Consider the following 20,821-nt stretch of genomic DNA (forward strand, 5'->3'; position numbering starts at 1 on the left):
ATTATCAAAAATATAACTTTTAAAATTATGAATTAGTATGTAGCTTATTAATTTAATCCAGTGGTATTACTTCTTCCTAAGCTTTTAGAATTCAAAACGGGTTCTATTAAAAAGCTATATGAGTAATCTTTTGAAGGTATTCTAAACTCTTTATGAGGAAGTGCGTTTAAAGACCAGCTATCATCTCCACCAAGCCCCATTTGCTTGTAATCGATATTTACGGTTATAAAATCTCTTGCTACCAAATCGTAGGTGTGTTGTGCATTGTCAATATCATTTGTAGTATAAGGCCATGCGCTAATGCTTAGGTTTTTTGAAATACCTGTTATTTTTAGCCCAATGCCTTTCGTGTTTGTTAAAGCAAACCAGCGAACATCTGTTTTATTGCTGCTTTCTTGTGGTCTTATATAGGCATAGTAATCGTTTAAAACGGATTCTTTATAAAGCCCAACATCCGCACTTAATTGTCTATCTATATAATTTTCTTGTGGCCCTTTACCAAGCCAAGTTAAATTGTCAAAGGTTTTTGAAGTTTCTAATTGAAGACCTAATTTAGGAAGCATTGGTAAGGTATCATTTCCTTTAAAATTAGTTTCTACTAAAATACGTCCTTTGTTATCAATTGTATAATTAACCTCCATCGTGGTATCTGTGTTTTCAAAACCAAACACACTTTTTACTTCAACCTTAGAGTTTTTTCCTTTAGTTATATTGAATGTTTTTAAGGCACGAACTTCAGATGCTTCTTTCCAAATAGCTAAGGATTTATATGTTTTACCTCCTAAATGATCGTTATCGGTATCTGGTCTCCAGAAACTAGGGGTTAAACCGTTTTGTATAAGTTGATTGTTTTTAAAGGTATAGTTATCTAATAATCCTGTTTCAGAATTGAAATGAACAAGGAAGTCTTTACCTTTAACAGTATTATCATTAACTTCAATAGGATTGTTCGATTTTTTAGACGTTTTAAAGTCTTTGTTATAATTCAGTTTTATTTGTTCCCAAGCAACCTCATGATTTTTTTTAGCCCAACTTTCATTTGTTTTTAAACTAAAACTAATTCTTAGGAAATATTCTGCTCCTGCTTTTGTTTTAGGGGTTTTATAAGGAATTGTAATTTTTGTAGTCTGCTTTGGTGCAACATTTAAAGATGTAATAATTCCTTTTTGAATGGTTTTTCCATCTTCTTGAAGTTGCCAGTTCAAATTAAACTTTGATAAATTATCGAAATTGTGTCTGTTAAGAATTTTAACTTCTTTAGAATCAGTATTTGACGCTGTAATTTTTATAGGTTGAAATACTTTTTTACATTCCCATAACGTTGGTTTCGGATTAATATCAGGATCTACAATCCCATTGATACAAAAGTTTGAAGAATTAGGTAGTTCTGCATCTCCCATATCCCCTCCATAGGCGTAATATTCAATGCCGTCTTTATTTTTTTGTAATAAACCTTGGTCTACCCAATCCCAAATGAAACCACCAATCATGTTTTTATGTGAACGAATGGCATCCCAAAATTCGAATAAGTTTCCTGTAGAATTTCCCATAGAGTGTGCATATTCACAATATATAATGGGCCTAGTTTCGTCTTTATATTCCGCCATACGAACCATATAATCAAGAGAAGAATACATACGGCTAACCATATCTACATAATCAGGATCTTTTAAAATTTTATTTTCTACTCTGTGTTTTCCTCCTGTGGTTTGTGCACCTTCGTAATGTATAAAACGTGTGTTATCGTAATCTTTAATCCAATGCGCCATGGTATCATGATTAAAGCCAGATCCAGATTCGTTTCCTAAAGACCAAAATATAATAGAAGGATGGTTTTTATCACGTTCTACCATTCGGATTGCACGTTGTAAAAAAGCTCCAGACCATGCCACATCGTTACTTAATTTACCTCCTAATCCATGTGTTTCTAAGTTAGCTTCGTCTATTAAATAAATACCATATTTGTCGCATAACTCATACCATATTTCGTTATTAGGGTAATGTGATGTTCTAACAGCATTTATGTTAAACTGCTTCATGGTTAAAATATCTTTGGTCATAGACGCTTCGCTAACAACTTTACCATGAATAGGGTCGTGGTCATGCCTGTTAACACCATATAATAGAACAGATTGTCCGTTTACAAATAGTTCACCATCAATAATTTCAATGTTTCTAAATCCAACTTTTGTGCTTCTAGTTTCTAGAATATCACCGTTTTTATTTTTTAAGTCGAAAACTAAAGTGTATAAATTAGGGGTTTCTGCACTCCATTTTTTAGGATTTTTTACAAATGTTTGCATTAAAGCAAAATCGTTTTCACCACGTTGTGAATATCTTTCGTTATATATGTTATCGGCAGTAATTCGTGTAGTGTCTTGAATAATATTGTTATTGTTTTCATCAAACAGTTTCATGCCTAATGTTATGCCTTCTAAAGAAGCACCATCAAAAACTTTTATTTTTGGACGTACTTTAAGAATGGCATCTTCGTAATTTTCGTCTAAATCTGTTTGAACAAAAAAGTCATATAACTGCACTTTTGGTGCCGCAGTAATGTATACATCACGATGAATACCGCTAAGTCTCCAATGGTCTTGATCCTCTAAATAGGTTCCATCACTCCATCTATAAACTTTTACTACTAAATTGTTTTCTCCTTCTTTAAGAAATGGTGAAATATCGAAGTGAGTTGGTAGCATACTGTCTTCACTATACCCTAATAACTCACCATTTAACCAAACATAGTAAGCAGAACTAACACCACCAAAAGTGAGTGTTGTTTGCATGTTTTTCCAATTGCTAGGCGTTTCAAATGTTGTTCTATATACACCTGTTGGGTTATCGTTTTCTGGAGTAAAAGGCGGTTCAATAGGACTAAATGTATAACCAGCACTTGTGTATAAAGCTGTGCCATAACCTTTAAGCTCCCAGTTTGATGGCACAGGAATGGTTTTCCAACTTGAATCTTTAAAAGACGGTTTCTCAATTTCTGATGGAATTCCTTTTGGGGTGGGAGCCCATAAAAACTTCCAGTCTCCATTTAATAATTGATATCTTTCAGAAGTTTCTTTTGTGTTTTCTAAAGCCGCTATTTCATTAGGAAATGAAAATGAGGTAGCCTTAGCTGGCATTCTATTTATTCCTGATACTTCTGGATCTTCCCAAGGTCTAATTTTATTAGCTGATTTTTTACTTACTTGACAAGTTGTTATTTGTGAAGCAAATAATAGAAGAGTAAAAAGAGAAATAGATAGTCTCATATTTTATATGTTAAAAATTATACCAAATTGCGTATCATTTTAGCTGCAATTTCAGCCGTAATATCTCGTTGTGGCGATCCAAACATTTCATAACCTACCATGAATTTTTTAACGGTTGCACTTCTTAATAAAGGCGGGTAAAAACTCATGTGCCAGTGCCAATGGTTATTAGCTTTTCCATTTGTTGGAGCTTGATGAATACCACTAGAATAGGGGAAAGAGGTGTTAAATAATTTGTCGTATGCTTTGGTTAAAACCGAAATAGCTTCAGCAAAAAGAAAGGATTCGTTTTTTTCTAATTCTAAGATGTTTTTTTTATGAGCTTTAGGCACAATCATAGCTTCAAAAGGCCATACTGCCCAAAACGGAATAAGTACAACAAAAGCGTCGTTTTCAAAAATGATACGTTCGTTTTTTTCTAATTCTTGTTTCAGATAATCTCCTAAAAGACTGCTTTTATTTTTAGTATAATAATCTAATTGTTGCCCGTCTTTTTTTACTACTTCGTTTGGTAAGGTTGATTGACTCCAAATTTGACCGTGTGGATGCGGATTACTACATCCCATAACAGCTCCTTTGTTTTCAAAAATTTGGACATAATTGATAAGGTCATTTTCGCTAAGTGATTGATACTCATTTTGCCATGCAAAAACCACTTTTTCAATGTCTTTTGCATCCATATCAGCTAAACTTTTTGAGTGGTCTGGACTAAAACAAATGACTTTACAAATACCTTGCTCGCTCTGTGCTTTAAATAAACCATCTTCTACCGAAAATGATTTTGAATCGGTTTGAAGGGCACCAAAATCATTCATAAACACAAAAGCATCTTTGTAATCTGGATTTATTTCACCATTAATTCTTGTGTTTCCAGCACATAAATAACAACTTGGATCGTGTGATGGTCTGACTTCATTAGAAACCGCTTCATTTTGTCCTTGCCAAGGTCTTTTAGCACGATGTGGCGATACTAAAACCCATTCACCAGTTAATATGTTGAAACGTTTATGTGAATAATCTTGTAAATCTGAATTCATGTTGTTGAAATAATACTATAATTAATTATTTTATAAGATGCGTGCCATCTGAAAGCTCTACAGAATAGATAGAACAGTCTTTATTAAACTCGGTTTTGTATGCTTTAGAAACTGTTGTTTTAAATTCATCTACTGCTGTTTTAGCTATTAAATTTATAGTGCAACCACCAAAACCGCCTCCCATCATTCTTGCTCCTAATATGTCTTGGTTTTGTTTGGCTTGTTCTACAAGGAAATCTAATTCATCACAACTTACTTTATATTGGTTTTGTAATCCATCATGTGAACCATATATTAATGCTCCTAGTGTTTTTAAGTCACCATCTGTCATGGCTTTTGATGCTTTTTCTGCACGTGTATTTTCTTGAATAACGAAAAGTGCTTTTTGAAAGTCTTCTTCAGAAAGGTTCGTTTTAATTTTTTCTAAATCTTTTGGAGTAGCATCTCTTAAAGCTTTAATGTCTAACATTTTTGAAACGTTTTCACATACAGATCGCCTGTCGTTATACGCACTATCACACAAGCTGTGCTTTACATTGGTATTGATAAGTATTAACTCATGATTTTTAAAATTAATTTCAAAAGGTTTTGCATCAATGGTTCTACAATCTAAAAGTAGCGCATGGTTTTTTATACCAAACATGCTAGCATATTGATCCATAATACCACAATTAACCCCTACATAATTATGCTCTGCTTTTTGAGAGATAAAAATCATTTCCGTTTTAGTTAAACCTAAATTAAATAATTCATTCAATCCAAATACAACAACATTTTCTAATGCTGCAGAAGAAGACATACCTGAACCAGCAGGAATATTTCCACTAAAGGTTATATTGAAATTACCAACGCTTATACCTTTTTTCTGAATTTCTGAAATAACTCCCAAAATATAGTTTCCCCAACTTTCTTTTTCTAATGGACTTATAGCTTCGGTTGAAAACTCAATAGTTTCACCTAAATCTAATGCATTTGCTTTTGAGGTTTTAGAATCACTTTTTTCAATTGCAGCTAGAATACCTTTATTTACTGCTGCAGGAAATACAAATCCATCATTATAATCGGTATGTTCTCCTATAATATTTATTCTACCAGGGGAAAAAACAAGGATAGGTTCTATTTTGAACGTATTAATAAAGTTGTCTTTTACTTTTTTTATTATTGCGTTGTTCATTATATGAATGTAGTTGGTAAATTATATATGCAAATATAGTAATAAATGTAAATAATACATTTATTACTTGTTAATTTTTATAATATTGAAAAGCTACTCTTTTGAAGTAGCTTTTTAGTTATTAATTATTTGTAATTTATTCTTACGGCATAGGCTTTAAATTCTCCCATTTAACATTCCAAGTACCATCTTTAGGAAACCCAGGGTTTTTAATAGAGTTTCCATCGTAACCAGCACACATAAGAGCAACAGCAGAAAGTATACCGCCATTTCCAGGTAAATATAACGTTAACCTTTCTGTTTGGTAATTATGTCCGTTAGGTAAATAGGTATTGGTTATTTCATCTCTGAATAAGGCTTTAATAGCATCTTCAGGTCTGTTTAAACGAGTTGCAGCCATAGCTTCAAGTGGAAAGTCCCATCCCCAAGTGTGGTTCCATGTCCAAACTTCATCTACTAAATCAAAAGTTCTATTCATAACTTCTAAATCTACATAATCATTATGAGGTGTAGCACTTATAGCTCCCAAAACAGCAGGATGGTCTATTAAATGTTCACTTGTAGCATCATACGAGTTTTGTACACTTTCAGCCACTAAATACACACCATCTTTTTGAGCCATTGGCGATAATTTATCAATAATTTTTTGCCAATCGTCTTGACGTTCTAAACCTAATCGTTCTTGCCACTTTTGAGCAGTTTGTAAGGCCCATTTCCAATATGCTAATTCCCAAGGTGGGTTAAAAGTTTCTAATTTATCAAAGCATTCTTGAGCAGGAATAACGCCTTTTCCTAAAACATATCGGTCGTTTTTAGCGTCATAATTAGGGTATGAAGCCATAAATTCCGCTGTAGAAAATATGAGCTTTTTATATTTTTCTAAGTTCTCTTTTGAAGGGTTATTACGATAAATCATTTCGGCTAAATAAATAACATGGGGTTGTTGCCATATTAAAAAAGAACCTACTGATGATGGAGCTTCACCAGCATCATGGTCGGTCATTTTTTGCCAACGTACGCCTTTGTAACCTTGTCTTTCTGCAATTAATTTCGCATTGTCATACGCATCAAAATACCATCCCATACTGTTTTCTAATAATGGCGTTCTACTCCATAGCGGATAATGAGCTGAGTGCCACCAGTACATTTCCATATGCGGTTTACCATACCAACTGTTATATGTTAATCCTGTTTCTTGCACTGGGTAGTTTCCTGCGCATTGAACTCTAGTAAGGTATTGCGATAACACAACACGTCTTTCTAACTCAAAAGCTCTAGAATCTGTGCATTCTGAAAAATCGACAGCACCTCCAGATTGCCAAAAGGTATCCCAGGCTGTGATGCTGTTTTGTTCTGTTTCATTAAAGTTTGCTATTTGTTGTTTTTCTTTTTGAGAAAAGTTAATAGCGACCTCAAAACTGTTTTCAGCATCTGGTGATATTGTATAGTAATGATCTTCAATTTTTGCAACAGTTGCATGGGTATTAAAATTAGCTTTTACAAAATAGGTATCATTATCTAAAGTTCTTTCAAAAACAAAATCTTTACCAGATTCTTTTTTATTTACATGTGTTTGATGTTTATCACTGTTTGAGTAGTTTACACCTCTGTCTGCAAACTGATTTGTTGGATAAGGAAATCTTAATTTTACTTTAATACGTTTTTCTTTTAATAGGGGAGACTCAATTTTTGCTGCAATACCATCTGTTTTAGAATCACCATAGGTAATCACTTTTACAGGAATACCATCAATAGTAAAATGACTTTCTAGTTTACCTGTCCACATATCTAATTCTTGATTTATAGCTTTTAAATCGTTTGCAGTAGCAAGTGTACCATCGTTTTTAGTAATTTCTAAACCAATAGATCCTAGTTGAAGTCTGTGCGGATTTGCTCTAAAATGGTCTACGGCATTTTTAGTCCTTAAAATAGCATTAGATTCTGCTGAGCCTAAATTGTTTTCAGCTTTCTGTAGTTTGGCTTTTTCAACTTGTACCGCATATAAACTATTTGGGTTTCCATTAAAGTCATAAGCCTTTAAAGCTTCATTAAATTCGAAGTTTTCAGAATTAGGAAAGGTATGCCATCCCCATTCAGACTGTGTTCCTAAAGGAACTCCTAGAGCATAATGTTCAGGAAAAGATTGTAACCCTGTAGCATCAACTGTAAAGGCGAATTTACCATTACCTACTGATAAAGATGCTAGCGTGTCTACTTTATTTATTTTAATAGTATGTCGTGTAACGAGTGCTTTACGATCTATTTTTTTTGGTTTTTTATTTTTTTCTGTACATGAATAGATACCTAAAAAGGCAAATGCTAAAAGATAAAAAAGTTTTGTTTTATTCATTAGGTTGGGTATTAATTTCTAATTAGTGTAACACTCATTAGGCCAATTACCACTTCGTTGGCAATGGCTTTAATTTTAAGTGATTTTAATGTTTTATTTTGGTTTAATGGTAAGTCTAAAAGAGTGGCTGCACCGCCATCTATTCCATAATCACTGAATCCTTTTATGTGTACAAAATCTTTAAACGTTCTAGTGATTTTACCCGTTTTTAAATAAACTCTTGGTGGTTTTGGAGCATCGGTTGTAAAGGCTAATCCGTTTACAAAATAATCTTGTTCTATAGGCCACCAATTTTCTGGATTCTTTAATTCTAAAGTTTCAATACTTCCATCGGAATAGGTTATTTCAACACGACCATTTATAAATCTACTCTGCATTGGGTTAGTGGTTCCTGCCATCATTAAATAGGCGTGTGAAGCATTTCCTGAAAGCGGAATTTCTATAGATTTAGGAAAATTATCCCATTGTGATACAAATGCAATATTGTTTTGGTTGATTTCTGAAGGTGTTTGAAATGGAATGTTTTGCGGACTAATAATTGTATTATCATCACTTGCTTTTTCTCGTAATCCAGAATCATTAATACTAGGTTTTACGTACGGGTAGCACCAGTTTCCAATACCTTGAGTAGGTAATTGTAGGGTAGGAGATGCGGGTCTTGGTGTTAAATATTTTTGTTCGAAAATATTGGTTACTTTACTGTTGAAAATAGATTCTAATGAAACCATTTCAAATTTAGTATTAGTTGGAAGTGCTAAATCCCAATTTTGAATTCTTGAATTTTCTTCTGATTTAGAAATAACATTTAAATGTACAGGTTGCCACCAAAGCATGTGGTTTTGTTTTAGTTGAATGAAAAAGGTTTTATGTCCTTCTTTAGAATTTATTTTGAAATCTAATTGATGATTTGTTTTGTTTGTTTCTAAAATGGATGCTTGCGGATCGTAAATGTTTACAATGTCTGCCTTTGAGGTTTTAAATTGAAGTGCTTTACCAAATGTTCCAGCGAATTCAAATATTGTGTTTTCTAAAGCTTCTCCTTTCCAGTTTATTTTAATATCGTATTCTTTTTGATACTGACTTTCAATAATTATTTTAGGACTTCCTATGGCAGATTCGTCTAATTTCCATGATACGTTTTCATTATTAATTGTAATAGCATCAATCGCTTCATAGGATGCATTGATACGCAATTGCAGTGTCATTTCATGCTTAAACTTTGAAACAATATTATATTTTGAAACGAGTTCATCTTCCGCGAAAGCGATAGAAATATCTGGAACTTCTAAAGATGCTTCTTTCCAATCTTTAGGAAAACCAGGAGTTATTGTCAAAGTATTTTCAATAGCATTGGGTTGAATGCCAAACAAACCTTCAACTAAAGAACGCGCCGCCATACCAATAGGGTCGGCAAAATCACGATACAACTCACCACGAATGGCATCGTAAGCAGATAATTGCTGAAAACCACCAGGAGACGCCCCTAAATACATGCTTTCCACTAGAGCGCTTTTCCATAATTTAAAAGCTGCTTCGTTTCTTCCTCCTTGCCAATAAGCTAGTGAAGCATGTAGATTTTCAGCTAGAGCCACATTGTTAACAGACCATGTGTAAGGTTGCCAATTGGAAGTAGATACCAATTCTAAATCGGTATACGGTAATCCTTCAGCTTTTACAGGAATATGTGGAATTTCAGTATCTACATATCTTAAAGATTGATAAGCTTGAAAGGAGTTTGCTATGTTTTCATCTAAGCTGTGATAAATAGTCCAAAGCCCAGGATTATCATGTACTAATTGGTTTCCTAGTAGATCTTTATATTCTGCAAATATGCCTTTTTCTGCAACCCATAATTTTGTTTCAATAGCACTTTTAATAAGCTTCGCTTCTTTAATATAAGGATTTGGGTTTTTATCTAATAGTTTAGCAATACTAGCTGCTAATAAATTTGCAGAATAATTATATGCCGATGCGTAAGTAACGCCTCCACCTGTATATTGCAGCGCATCACTTGCCCAAATAGTGGCGTAGGCATCATAAAGTCCGTCGTTATCAGCATCAAAATTTCGTTTTTCCCATGCGATATGACGCTCAACAACAGGCCATATTTCTTTCATGAAAACCAAATCACCTGTCCATTGATAATGTCTTAGTAATTGATTAATAAACACCGAGTTCATATCATAATGATGTGCTACCGTATTTTTATTTGGATGTCTGCTTATATAACCACGACTAAACATGGCAGTGCCTAATATTTCTTTTTGTCTTGCAAAATTTCTAGAACTATCTAATACTACTGGTCCAGATTCTGGTTCTAAAACTTGTGAATTACCATAGGCTTTAAAATGCGTTTCAGCTCTATCATGCCAACCAAGAGGATCGGCAACATAAGCACCACGCCATGCATTTAAGTGCATACGCCATGCGACAGATCCGTGTAAATAGGCAGGGCTTTCCCAAATGGCATCGCCAGCAATAGCCAAAGCACCTCCTAAAGTGTTAATGTACTTATCTGGCGTTTTTAACTTAACTCTGGAAGCTAAAGTTTTTACTTTTTGTAAGGCTTCTTTAAATTCTGTATCTAATTGTTTTTGACTAGAGGAAATAAGTGTATCATTATTTTCTAATTTCCAAAGGAAGGTGTCTTGATTATTTAACGCTATCTTTCCTGAAATTGCGGGCGCGTTTATAGCTTTAGTATTGAATAGATCAATAGGTTGTTTTTCAAGATGAGCTTCTACAAGTTTTGTGTCTGATTTAGGAAAGCTTCCAACAATACTTCTATTATTACCCGTTTTCTCTTTATTGTTTTCTGATCCATAGTTTAATAGAAAGCTATTCTTTTTGATAGTATATTGGTTGTTCTTGCAATATTCTGGTTTTAAATAAAATACAGATTCTGGGTCGGCTCCAATATCACCTTCTCTATGAAATCGTTTGCCGCTAGCACCTCCATATAGCCAAACCAGTTCTAAGTTTTTAGGAATGTTTTCAGTGTCAACTTTTATAATCATGGCATCATTTTCAGCATGAGCCACCACTTGTATTTTAATTACACCATTTTGTAGTAAGGGATCCCGAATTTCATATAACATGGTTCCAGGTTTATAACGCGTAGTAATGGAGTCGCATGTTGTTATCCATTTACTTGTAGACTTGGTTGCAATGCCTAATTTGAAATTACCACCCATTTTTGTCATGTACATGGCAAATTCTGGCAAGTCTCCAGTTTCTACTCTAAAACCAGTATTGGTACCATATAATGCTCTATTGAATTTTCTAGAGCCTTTTTTTAGAATGAAATTTTCACCTTCTGGAGCATAGTGAATCTTTGTAGGTTTTGTTTCTTGAGCAAAAGAGTTTAACGTAGTTAAAACAATAAAAAGTAAACAAAAATAGGGTTTGTAAAGTTGCATTAATAAGTCTTATAAAAAATAAGGCTAAAGTTAAAATAATAGATATTGTTTAGTGTCCTGTACATACATGTATTTATGTTTTATCAATATAATAAGGAATCACTTTTTATTACGACAGATATTATAATAAAAACCTAAGTTTATATGAATTGTTAAATTTTAATAAAAATCAATTATTAATCATGTAATCGATAACTTTTTAAGTTAGTTTTATTACTTTTACTTTAACTAAACTACAACTAATTACTATAATAACTTATGTCTCAATTAATTGAAATAAAGATTAATGAATCTTCGCGTATACCTAAATATAAGCAAATTGTAGATTCTGTAATTAATGACGTTTCTAAAGGGAAATTAAAGGTTGGTGAAAAAATCCCTTCTATAAATGAATTAAGTGAATCTTGTTATCTATCTAGAGATACTGTAGAGAAGGCTTATAAAATTCTTAAAGAACAAAAAGTAATTTTATCTGTTAAAGGAAAAGGGTATTATACTGCTAAAACAGATTTAATATCTAAGGTTCAAATTTTCTTTATGATAAATAAGCTTAGTTCTTATAAAATGCGCATTTATAATTCGTTTGTAAATAGTATTGGAATTAATGGACATGTAACTTTATCTGTTTATCATTGTGAAGAATCTATTTTTGCAAGAACTTTAGAAAAAAATCTTGGAGCTTATGATTATTATATTATCATGCCCCATTTTAAAACAGATGATTCTAATCATATTAGTACAACAAATGTCGTACAAGATGTTATTGAAAAAATCCCTAAAGATAAATTGGTGATTTTAGATAATAATAAATTAGATATTAAAGGAAACTATGGAGCAGTTTATCAAGATTTTCAAGAAGATATTTATGAAGCACTAAGTAAAGGTGTTAATAAATTTAAAAACTATGATAAGTTAGTATTGGTGTACCCTGATAAATCTGTTTATCCTTATCCAAAAAGAATAGTTCATGGATTTAGAAAATTTTGTTCAAAATATAATTTTGATTTTGAAATTTTAAATGAAGTATATGAAGACATGGATCTTGATAGTAAAGATATCTATGTTATTATTGAAGAAAATGATTTGGTTAATTTAGTGCGACAGGTACGTAAAAAGAAATTAACTTTAGGGAAAGATATTGGCATAATATCATATAATGATACACCTTTAAAAGACCTTTTAGGAATAAACGTAATAAGTACAAGGTTTACGGTTATGGGGGAAACAGCAGCACAATTAGTGTTGGATAATAAGAAAGAAAAAGTTAAAAATGTTTTTGATTATATAGAACGAAATTCTGTTTAAAATTAATTTTTTTTAAATAAAATATTAAAGATTCATCATAGTACAGGATGGATCTTTTTTTTTTTGGAGATATTTTAGGCAAAAATTAATCTATGTCCTTTTTTAATAAACGTATTTTGTACATTTTTTTTGTTATCGCTTCTTATAATGGCGTTGCTCAAAGTAATGACATTAATAAAAACTTTTCTTTTGGTAAAAGGCAATGTAAAGCTTCAGAAGTTATAATAGATAAGCCGATTTTGTATAATGATGAAGTTGGTTATGGTTTTGATTATCAATCTGTAGAAAATGTAGTTTTTAATAAGAAATCTATAACAGGAGAAAAATCAATTTATTTTTCAGTAAAATTACCAGAAGGAAACTATAAGGTAGACGTTGTTTTAAGGGGGAAAAAAAGTTCAACCACAACAATAAAAGCAGAGTCTAGAAGATTAATGCTAAAGGAACAAAAATTAGACAAAAAGGAAACGTTTAAATATTCCTTTGTTGTTAATGTTAGAACACCTAGAATTGATGGTGCTAATAAGATAAATATTAAAGACAGGGAAAAGTATTATTTAAATTGGGATGATAAATTAACGTTAGAGTTTTTGGGCAATCCTATAATTCAAAGTTTAAAAATTAGTTCGGTATCAAGCATTAAAACTGTTTTCTTAGCGGGCGATTCCACAGTAACCGATCAAGATTTAGAACCTTGGGCATCTTGGGGGCAATTCTTTACTAACTATTTTACTAAAGATGTTGTTATAACAAATTATGCAGTTTCAGGGTCTTCTTTAAGTTCTTTTAAATCTAGAAAACGATTAGAAAAAATTATATCAGTTATGCAAGCCGGAGACTATTTGTTTATTGAGTTTGGTCATAATGATGAAAAGATAAAAGGAGAAGGCAATGGTGCGTGGGGATTATATACTAATCTATTAAAAGAGTTTATTACCAAAGCTAGAAACAAAGGTGGCATTCCTGTATTAGTAACCCCAACACAACGACGTGCATTTAATTCAGATGGTACATTAAAACCAACTCATGGCGATTTTCCAGATGCCATGCGAAAAGTTGCAGCAGATTTGCAGGTACCTTTAATAGATGTTACTAAAATGACGACCAACATGTATGAAAGTTGGGGAGCAGAAACATCTAGAAAAGCGTTTGTTCAATATCCTGCTAACACATTTCCTGGTCAAAAAAAGGAATTAAAAGACAATACACATTTTAATAGTTTTGGAGCTAATGAAATAGCTAAATGTGTTATTCAAGGTATTAGAGATTTAGATTTAGAAATCGCAAAATATATAAAAGAGAATACACCAAGTTACAATCCTAATAACCCTGATAATTTGACTGATTGGACCGTGCCAATGAGCTTAAGATTTGAAAACACTAAACCTGACGGTAATTGATAATTATGATAAATAAAACTATAAAACACTTTATGGCATGTTTTGCCTTTGTGTTATTCTGTTGTTCGAACATGTTTTCTCAAGAAACTAAGAAAATATATCTATCTGGTAAAGATTTTAAAAACCCAGTACAATGGGAGTTTATGTGTACCGATGGAAATAATAGTAAAACTTGGAGTACTATTAATGTACCATCTAATTGGGAATTAGAAGGCTTTGGTGAATATACCTATGGTAGATGGTATAAAGAATTAAATCAAGAAGAACCAAGTAAAGAGGAAGGTTTTTATAAATATAAATTTAATGTTCCAAAAGAATACCAAGGGCAAAATGTTGTTATTGTTTTTGGTGGTGCTATGACGGACACCGAAGTAAAAATTAATGGGAAATCTGCAGGGGATATCCACCAAGGAGGTTTTTACGAATTCAAATATGATATTTCGTCGTTGGTTAATTATGGAGAAGACAACCTTTTAGAAGCGCATGTGTCTAAACATTCAAGTAATAATACTGTTAACAATGCAGAAAGAAAAACAGATTGGTGGTTATTTGGAGGTATTTATCGCCCTGTTTGGTTAGAAGTGTCTCCTAAATCATTTATTGAGCATGTGGCGGTTGATGCTAAAATGGATGGATCATTGAGAGCTGATTTAAATTTGAAAAATATTCCAAATAATTCCACCGTTGAAGCTAGCATAAGTCCAATAGGAAGTAATAAAATATTTAAGACGATTACAATTCCTTTAAAAAACAATCTAGATGTTCAAACTATTGAAGCTAAATGGGACGATGTAAAAACATGGGATCCAGAATCACCTAATTTGTATACGTTAAGCTTATCGCTTAAAAATAACGGACAAACACTTCATACATCTAAAACTAAAATAGGTTTTAGAACTTTAGAATTTCTTAAAAAAGATGGTATTTACGTAAATGGTAAAAAAATCATCATGAAAGGTATTAACAGGCACACAATTTGGCCAGAATCGGGTAGAAGTACAGATAAAGTTATTAGCGAATTAGATGTTAACTTACTAAAGGATATGAATATGAATGCGGTTCGTTTTCATTATCCTCCAGATACCCATTTTTTAGAAGTTTGTGATTCTTTAGGATTGTTTGTTTTAAATGAAGTAGCTGGTTGGCAAAATGGGTACGATACTAAAACGGGAACTAAAATAATAAGAGAAACGGTTCAAAGAGATGTTAATCATCCATCTGTAATCATTTGGGATCATGGTAATGAAGGTGGCTGGAATTATGAAATAGATCATGTTTTTCATGATTACGATCCGCAAAAAAGAATTGTAATTCATCCTTGGTCAGATTTTAATGGTTGGGATACACATCACTATCCAACGTATTTAACAGGAATGCACCGTTTTAATAATGGTGAAAATGTGTTTTTTCCAACAGAATTTATGCATGGTACTTACGATAATGGAATAGGGGCAGGATTAGAAGATTTTTGGAAACGCTATAAGAAGAGTCCATTATTTGCAGGAGGTTTTATATGGGCAATGCTTGATGAAGCCGTTTTAAGAAGTGATTGGACAGGCGAGCAAAAATATGATTCTAAAGGAAACTTAGCAGCCGATGGGGTTTTAGGGCCACATAGAGAAAAGGAAGGTAGTTTTTTTACAGTAAAGGAAGTATGGTCGCCTATTCAATTTGAACCTAAACTAATAACACAAAAATTTGATGGATCCTTTTTAGTTACTAATGAATATATTTATTCAAATCTTAAAGATTGTAAATTAGAATATCGTGTTCTAAAAGCCAATGAAAGTATTTTATATACTGATGAAAAAGCAGAAGTAATAGCATCAAAATCTATTTCAATAGCGAGTATAGAGCCAGGAGAAACTCGAAAAATTCATTTTGATGTTCCCGAAAATTTCTTTGAAGGCGATTGGTTAGAAATAACAGCGCATGATAAGCATGGTAGAGAAATATATACTTGGTCATGGCCAATACATCACGCACCTTATTTAGCAAATAAGTTTTTAGCTAAAGAAAAAGTCAAAAAAACGGTTAAAGCTTCAAAACAGAATAACGAAGTGCTTTTAAAAAGCAAGAGTGTTTCTGTTAAGTTGAGTATGATTTCAGGTGAAATAATAAGTATTGAAAATGAAAACGCGAATGTACCTTTTAATAATGGTCCAAAGCCTATTGGTATGAAAGCAGAAGTTGAAGCTGTTTCTGTTGAAGAACATAAAGACGCTGCTATTTGTAATATTAAATATTCAGGAGGAATTCATTCTGCAAAATGGACACTTTTTAATGATGGAAGATTAAAAATAGAGTTAGTTTTACTGAAAAACGCAGGAAAAACAAATGGTTTTGATGGAGCCTTTTTTGAAGGTGCTATTAATAAATTTGGTGTGACATTCGATTTTCCCGAAGAAGGTGTAGAAGGTTTAAAATGGATTGGAAATGGACCTTACCACGTTTGGAAAAATAGAATAAAAGGCACCACACTTGGTCTTTGGGAGAAAGATTATAATACTACTATAACAGGAGAGAGTTTTGAAAACTTGGTGTACCCTGAATTTAAAGGCTATCACGCTAATTTTATAGCAGGGAACCTTAAAACGAAAGAAGGCAATTTTAAATTCTTTAGTGAAAATGATAAATTATTTTTAAGATTATTTACACCAGACCTTCCTAAGAAAGCCATATCAAAAACGTTCCCACAACCAAAATTTCCTAAAGGAAATATTTCGTTTATGTATGAGATACCTGCTATGAGAGCTTTTAAACCTATAGAGCATCAAGGACCAGAAAGTCAACCAACAAATATTAGAATCAAAAAAGGAGATAATGGTATTCCTATGACTTTATGGTTCGATTTTAGAGAAAATTAATTCATTATTATAATTCATTTATGAAAACATTACAGTTATTAGCAATTCTTTTTTTGACAGTTTCATTTTCAAATTGTACACAGCAAAGCACCATAAAACCCACCGTTTATACAGTAGGTGATTCTACAGTAAAAAATGGAAAAGGTGATGGTTACGGAGGTCTTTGGGGTTGGGGCGATTTTATAGGTCAGTTTTTAGATACTACGAAAGTAAAAGTTGAAAATCATGCTTTAGGCGGAACTAGTAGTAGAACTTATCAAAATTTAGGATTGTGGGATACTGTAAACAATAAGCTTAAAAAAGGAGATTATGTGTTAATTCAATTTGGTCATAATGATAATGGACCAGTAAACGACACCATTAGAGCTAGAGGTACTATTAAAGGTATTGGTGATGAAACGGAAGAGATTGATAATATGATTACTGGCGATCATGAAATAGTACATAGCTACGGATGGTATATAGAAAAAATTGTAAAAAACACTAAAGAAAAAGGCGCTATTCCAGTAATCATGTCTCCTATTCCAAGAAACGATTGGAAAGAAGGTAAAATACCAAGAAATAATACTTCTTACGGATTATGGGCAAAACAAATAGCAGAAAGAAATGATGTGACATTTATTGATTTAAATGATAAAATGGTTGCCACATTAGAGCCTTTAGGAGAAGAGAAAGTAACAGGTACTTATTTTTATAAACGAGATCATACACATACTTCTGCTAAAGGAGCGGTTTTGGCTGCTTCACTTATTGTAGACGAATTAAAAGAAACGGATAATTCCTTAAAAAATTATTTCGTTGTAAACCCTGAAATTAATTATCCAAAAAAGAAAAATATCTTTTTAATAGGCGATTCTACAATGGCCGATAATGGTAATGAAAATGCTGTTGGTTGGGGAGTTCCTTTTCCTCAATTTTGTGATACCATGCAAGTAAACATTATTAATAAAGCACGAGGAGGAAGAAGTACGAGGACTTTTGAATTTGAAGGCTTATGGGATGCTGCAAGAGAAGAATTTCAAAGTGGAGATATTGTATTCATTCAATTTGGACATAATGATGCTGGAAATATTGATAAAGCAAAATTTAGAGGTTCTTTAAAAGGTATGGGAGATGAAACCCAAGAAGTTCAGAGAGATAGTGTTACAGAAATTGTTCATACTTATGGTTGGTATATAAAAAAAATGATTAGAGAAACTAAAGAAAAAGGAGCGCTTCCTGTTGTTTTAAGTTTGACTCCTAGAAATGAATGGCCAAATGGTGTAGTAGAACAAAGACATGACACGTATGTAAAATGGGCAAAAGAAGCAGCAGTAGCCGAAGGCGTAATATTTATTAATTTAAGCGATGTTGTTGCTAAAAAATACCTAGCATTAGGTAAAGACAACGTTAAACCCTTTTTTCCAAAAGATCATACACACACAGGTTTAGAAGGCGCCACTTTTACAGCAAAGACTTTTGCAGAAATATTAAAAAAGCATAAAGAGATAGGATTACGAGGATCTGTTTATATTAATCAATAGATAGATTTGAGGTATATTCTATGTGAATTATTGATATATTTACGAAATCGTTTGTTTTAAGCGTATAATTTACGTTTTTTTTCAAAAAACGTTTCAAAAACAGGATGGTACAGGATAGTAATACTGTTCGATAATAATATTTTTGAGTGTTAAAAAAAATACAATGTTTTGTTAAGCAAATATTAATTTAACAATATCAACTAACTAATAATTTCAACCACTATATAAGTTATTACATAATGAAGAAAAAAATATTATATTATTTACTTTTCTTACCTCTTATCTCCTTTATTACTAGTTGTAATAGTAAAGAGGAATTTGATGAGTACTACGCAAGACCAGATGATCTTGAACCTCCTATTTATCAACAGCTAGAAGCTCAAGGTAATTTTAACAACCTAATTACGCTTATTGAAAAAGCGGGTTATAAAGATATATTGGGTAAATCTGGCTATTGGACTATGATGGCGCCTAACGATGCTGCTTTTTCATCTTTTTTTCAAGAACAAGGTATTTCAGATGTGTCGGCTGTAGATTCAATTATGGCTTCAAAGATTGTTAGATATGCTTTAATTTATAATGCTTTTCGTACTGAAAGGCTTTCAGATTATCAATCAAGATTAGGCTGGGAAGAAGATATTTCTTTTAGACGTAGAACAGCTTATTATGATGGATTTAAAGAGAAGACTATTGATGGTAGTTCATTGATAGTAGCTGGCTCTAATAGAAATAATGCTCCTGGTGCAGATTATTATATTCCTGGGGACAATAATAATAAATACGTTACTTATTTCATGGAAGAATATGTAACATCTCTTGGACTTAGTCCTTTTGATTACAATTACTTTTATCCTAATTCAACGTATACAGGTTTTAATGTTCTTTCTGGAGAAACAGTAAAAGCTGATATTGTTGCTGAAAATGGTATTATACATGAAGTAAGTAAAGTATCATTACCACTAATAAATTTAGATCAAAAACTAGAGGAGAGTCCAAATTATAGTGTTTTTAGAGATATGTTGGAAACTAATTTAGTAAATTATGTTTTCGATCAAGATGCTACAACAACCTATCAAAACTTTACTAGAAAATCTGAAGATGCATATGTGAAAGTATATGATCCTGCATTATTCTTTTCACCAAACAATGAAAATTATATAAAGGAAGCAGATAATGATGGGCAAAGTGATGCTTATTCTTTATTTGTTCCAGAAAATGATGTATTACAAGACTTTATTGATGAAGTGCTTTTGAAGAATTATGAATCTTTAGAACAATTACCAAAATACATATATGAAGACTTTTTTAATGCTCATATGGTTCAAAATGCTGTTTGGCCTTCACAGATAGCCTCATATAGTAACGGCTTAGATGAAGATGTACGTTTTAATGTTGATACAGATATATCTGAGGCAAACATTTTAAGTAACGGATTTTTTTATGGAACTAATAAAGTACAGGAGTCAAATTTATTCTATAGTGTTTATACTTCAGCATATTTAGATCCAAAATTCACTTTAGCTACAAGACTTTATAATGATGGTTCTGGTTATCGAGAGATTATAAGTAATATATCTGGTAAGTATACTTTGTTTTTACCTTCAGATGAGGTATTAATGAATCTTGGGTATGATTATGATATTAACAGAAGTGAGTGGGTGTACACTTCTCCTGAGACGGGCAATACGTCTAGAGGTACATTAGCAAGAACACGTTTGTTAAGAGTATTATACAATGGAATTGTTCCTACTCCAAATGGTGAATTAGATGATTTGTCAGGGTCAGGTATAATACGTACAGGAGATTTTGATTTAGCAGGTGAATATATAAGGTGGGAAAATAATCAAGTTTGGGCTGCAGGAGGTAAAAAGACTGAAATTGTTGGAGGAGAAGTGGTTCAAGAAGAAAATAAAATAAATATTATTGGATATGAAGATCAAAATAATGGACGTACCTATTATATTGATGGAGTTATAGAGTTTACTGAAGTTCAACCAGGTTTCGACTTGTTTGATTTAGCGCTTCAGGGAAAAGGATACTTAAACTTCTTCTTTTACTTATATAGCTCTTCTATATTTGACCCAGAAACAGGAAGTATTGATGGAGTAGAATTAGGTACATCTTATACTTTTGCTATTCCAAGTGATGATGCTGTAAATCAAGCAGTAATTGATGGGGTTTTACCTGCAAATCAAAACCCAACAGATGCAGGAGAAAAGAGACAAATTGAGGATTTTATTAAATATCACATTTTAGCTACTAGAACAGCATCAGATGATGGCTTAATTAATGGTCAAACAGAAACATTACTTAAAAGTGAATTAGGAAATAAAACCTATATAAGTGTAATTAGTTCACCAGGAGAATTATCATTCTTAGATTCTCAAAGTAGAATTGCAAATTATATACCTAGTGTTAGTAATAACTTAGCAGATCGTACATTAATTCATTTAATTGACAATTATCTATTATACGCAGAATAA

General features: G+C 32.1%; 10 protein-coding genes. 5 read left to right on the forward strand and 5 right to left on the reverse strand.

Annotated features, from left to right (window positions below; translation table 11 throughout):
• Positions 1-47: 47 nt before the first annotated feature.
• The 5 genes from lacZ to ACH5TX_RS16980 all read right to left on the reverse strand — a co-directional run bounded on the left by lacZ (position 48) and on the right by ACH5TX_RS16980 (position 11,243).
• Positions 48-3,263, reverse strand: a complete 3,216-nt coding sequence (gene lacZ / locus ACH5TX_RS16960; protein ID WP_439340681.1) for a beta-galactosidase, LacZ type — start codon at positions 3,261-3,263, stop codon at positions 48-50.
• A gap of 17 nt (positions 3,264-3,280) precedes the next feature.
• Entirely contained in the window at positions 3,281-4,300 is a 1,020-nt protein-coding gene (locus ACH5TX_RS16965; protein WP_439340682.1) for a UDP-glucose--hexose-1-phosphate uridylyltransferase, read from the reverse strand.
• Between the two features lie 25 nt (positions 4,301-4,325).
• On the reverse strand, positions 4,326-5,474 hold the full coding sequence (gene galK / locus ACH5TX_RS16970; RefSeq protein WP_439340683.1) for a galactokinase: 1,149 nt from the start codon (positions 5,472-5,474) through the stop codon (positions 4,326-4,328).
• Positions 5,475-5,616: 142 nt separating this feature from the next.
• Positions 5,617-7,824, reverse strand: a complete 2,208-nt coding sequence (locus ACH5TX_RS16975) for a hypothetical protein (RefSeq protein WP_439340684.1) — start codon at positions 7,822-7,824, stop codon at positions 5,617-5,619.
• An 11-nt stretch (positions 7,825-7,835) separates the two neighbouring features.
• Positions 7,836-11,243: a DUF4450 domain-containing protein gene (locus tag ACH5TX_RS16980; RefSeq protein WP_439340685.1), complete on the reverse strand. Its 3,408-nt coding sequence runs from the start codon at positions 11,241-11,243 to the stop codon at positions 7,836-7,838.
• 258 nt (positions 11,244-11,501) lie between these two features.
• On the opposite strand from ACH5TX_RS16980, the gene ACH5TX_RS16985 reads away from it, so the two are divergent.
• From ACH5TX_RS16985 to ACH5TX_RS17005, 5 genes are all read left to right on the forward strand, one after another.
• The gene (locus tag ACH5TX_RS16985; protein ID WP_439340686.1) at positions 11,502-12,548 is read left to right on the forward strand and encodes a GntR family transcriptional regulator; all 1,047 of its coding nucleotides are present in this window, start codon (positions 11,502-11,504) and stop codon (positions 12,546-12,548) included.
• A 116-nt stretch (positions 12,549-12,664) separates the two neighbouring features.
• Positions 12,665-13,948: a rhamnogalacturonan acetylesterase gene (locus ACH5TX_RS16990; RefSeq protein ID WP_439340687.1), complete on the forward strand. Its 1,284-nt coding sequence runs from the start codon at positions 12,665-12,667 to the stop codon at positions 13,946-13,948.
• A 71-nt stretch (positions 13,949-14,019) separates the two neighbouring features.
• A complete protein-coding gene (locus tag ACH5TX_RS16995; RefSeq protein WP_439340688.1) occupies positions 14,020-16,815 on the forward strand; it encodes a glycoside hydrolase family 2 protein in 2,796 nt (931 codons plus the stop codon).
• Positions 16,816-16,835: 20 nt separating this feature from the next.
• Entirely contained in the window at positions 16,836-18,338 is a 1,503-nt protein-coding gene (locus ACH5TX_RS17000; protein ID WP_439340689.1) for a rhamnogalacturonan acetylesterase, read from the forward strand.
• A gap of 239 nt (positions 18,339-18,577) precedes the next feature.
• Positions 18,578-20,821, forward strand: a complete 2,244-nt coding sequence (locus ACH5TX_RS17005) for a fasciclin domain-containing protein (RefSeq protein WP_439340690.1) — start codon at positions 18,578-18,580, stop codon at positions 20,819-20,821.

The sequence above is a fragment of the Thalassobellus citreus genome (genome assembly GCF_044385915.1).
GTDB classification, from domain to species: Bacteria; Bacteroidota; Bacteroidia; order Flavobacteriales; family Flavobacteriaceae; genus Thalassobellus; species Thalassobellus citreus.

Excerpts from the sequence above, each read along its gene's own strand:
- ACH5TX_RS17000 (WP_439340689.1), top strand. The coding sequence starts at position 16,836 with ATGAAAACATTACAGTTATTAGCAATTCTTTTTTTGACAGTTTCATTT.
- ACH5TX_RS16985 (WP_439340686.1), top strand. The coding sequence starts at position 11,502 with ATGTCTCAATTAATTGAAATAAAGATTAATGAATCTTCGCGTATACCT.
- ACH5TX_RS16965 (WP_439340682.1), bottom strand. The coding sequence starts at position 4,300 with ATGAATTCAGATTTACAAGATTATTCACATAAACGTTTCAACATATTA.
- ACH5TX_RS16995 (WP_439340688.1), top strand. The coding sequence starts at position 14,020 with ATGTTTTCTCAAGAAACTAAGAAAATATATCTATCTGGTAAAGATTTT.
- ACH5TX_RS16980 (WP_439340685.1), bottom strand. The coding sequence starts at position 11,243 with ATGCAACTTTACAAACCCTATTTTTGTTTACTTTTTATTGTTTTAACT.
- ACH5TX_RS16975 (WP_439340684.1), bottom strand. The coding sequence starts at position 7,824 with ATGAATAAAACAAAACTTTTTTATCTTTTAGCATTTGCCTTTTTAGGT.
- galK (WP_439340683.1), bottom strand. The coding sequence starts at position 5,474 with ATGAACAACGCAATAATAAAAAAAGTAAAAGACAACTTTATTAATACG.
- ACH5TX_RS17005 (WP_439340690.1), top strand. The coding sequence starts at position 18,578 with ATGAAGAAAAAAATATTATATTATTTACTTTTCTTACCTCTTATCTCC.
- lacZ (WP_439340681.1), bottom strand. The coding sequence starts at position 3,263 with ATGAGACTATCTATTTCTCTTTTTACTCTTCTATTATTTGCTTCACAA.